This is a genomic window from Mesorhizobium sp. M4A.F.Ca.ET.090.04.2.1 (genome assembly GCF_003999085.1).
Lineage (GTDB): Bacteria > Pseudomonadota > Alphaproteobacteria > Rhizobiales > Rhizobiaceae > Mesorhizobium.
This window is the reverse complement of record NZ_RZOT01000862.1, coordinates 1-1294: the sequence shown is the minus strand read 5'-3', so window position 1 is coordinate 1294 and position 1294 is coordinate 1. Positions and strand designations below refer to the sequence as shown.

General features: G+C 66.8%; 1 protein-coding gene and 1 pseudogene. Both read right to left on the bottom strand.

Annotated features, from left to right (window positions below):
* Window positions 1–107, bottom strand: a pseudogene (locus EN781_RS35675) (histidine utilization repressor); the annotation flags it as partial.
* 24 nt (window positions 108–131) lie between these two features.
* A partial coding sequence (locus tag EN781_RS32680; protein WP_127400731.1) for a formimidoylglutamate deiminase occupies window positions 132–1294 on the bottom strand: 1163 nt, incomplete at its 5' end.

Here is a 1294-nt window from a genome sequence, read left to right as displayed (position 1 = left end):
GGCGCCCAGGCGCCGGACAGGATCTTTTCGCTAATGTCGGACAGGATGCGCTGGTGCAGCGAAACAGCCTCGCCACCTTCCGCTTCCATTGTCTCGATCATGCTCATGTCGCGGTTCGCCTGTTGAACGAGCTAGGCTGCCGACAGCGCGGTCATGACAGCGCGGAACCTCTCGGCGATCGGCTCGCGCCTGGCATGCTGGCCGCCGCTGACCTGCTTCCTGCCGTGCACCCAGACGCTGTCGACGCTGGCGCCGTTGGCGAAGATCCAGGCATCGAGGATGGAGTCTCCCGTCTTGCCGGCGAGCGACGGATGGTTCGGGTCGAGCGACACCAAATCGGCCGGGGCGCCGGCTGCGATCCGCGCCGGGCCGGCGCCGAGCGCGGCGCTGCCGCCGTCGAGCGCGGCATCGAACAAGGCGCGGCCGGCCGAGCCGCCCGCTACCGCCAGCACGTTGCGGGCGCGGTGCGTCAGGCGCTGCGAGTATTCCAGCTGCCTGAGCTCGTCCGGCAGGCCGATTAGCACATTAGAGTCTGAGCCGACGCCGAAGCGGCCGCCATGTTCGACGAACAGCGGCGCGGTGAAGGTGCCGTCGCCGAGATTGGCCTCGGTGATCGGGCAGAGGCCGGCGATCGCGCCACTCCTGGCCATGCGGACCGTCTCGGCCTCGGTCATATGCGTGGCGTGGATCAGGCACCAGCGCCGGTCCACCTTGGCATGGTCAAGAAGGAATTCGACCGGCCGCGCGCCCGACCAGGCGATGCAGTCTTCCACTTCCTTTGTTTGCTCTGCGATATGAATGTGGATCGGGCCGTCCGGCGCCATCGCGGTTACCGCGTCGAGTTCCTCCGGCGTCGCGGCGCGCAGGCTGTGCGGGGCGACGCCGACAACGGCCTGATCGAGCGAGCGAACGCTTTCGCGGCTTTTCTCAAGCAAGCGTCCGAATCGTTGGACATCATTGATGAATCGCCGCTGGGCCTCATTGGGTGCCGCACCCCCGAAGGAGGAATGGGCATAGAAGACGGGCAGCAGCGTCAGCCCAATGCCGGTCTCAGCCGCGGCCGCCGCGATCCGCTCCGCCATCTCGGCGATGTTGCCATAGGGTTTTCCGTCGCGGTCGTGGTGGAGATAGTGGAACTCGCCGACGCGCGAAAATCCCGCTTCCAGCATCTCGACATAAAGCTGTGCCGCCACCGCCTCGACCTGGTCCGGCGTCATCGACAGAGCGAAGCGGTACATCACCTCGCGCCAGCTCCAGAAACTGTCGGTCGAGGGGCCTCGCAGTTCGGCGAGCC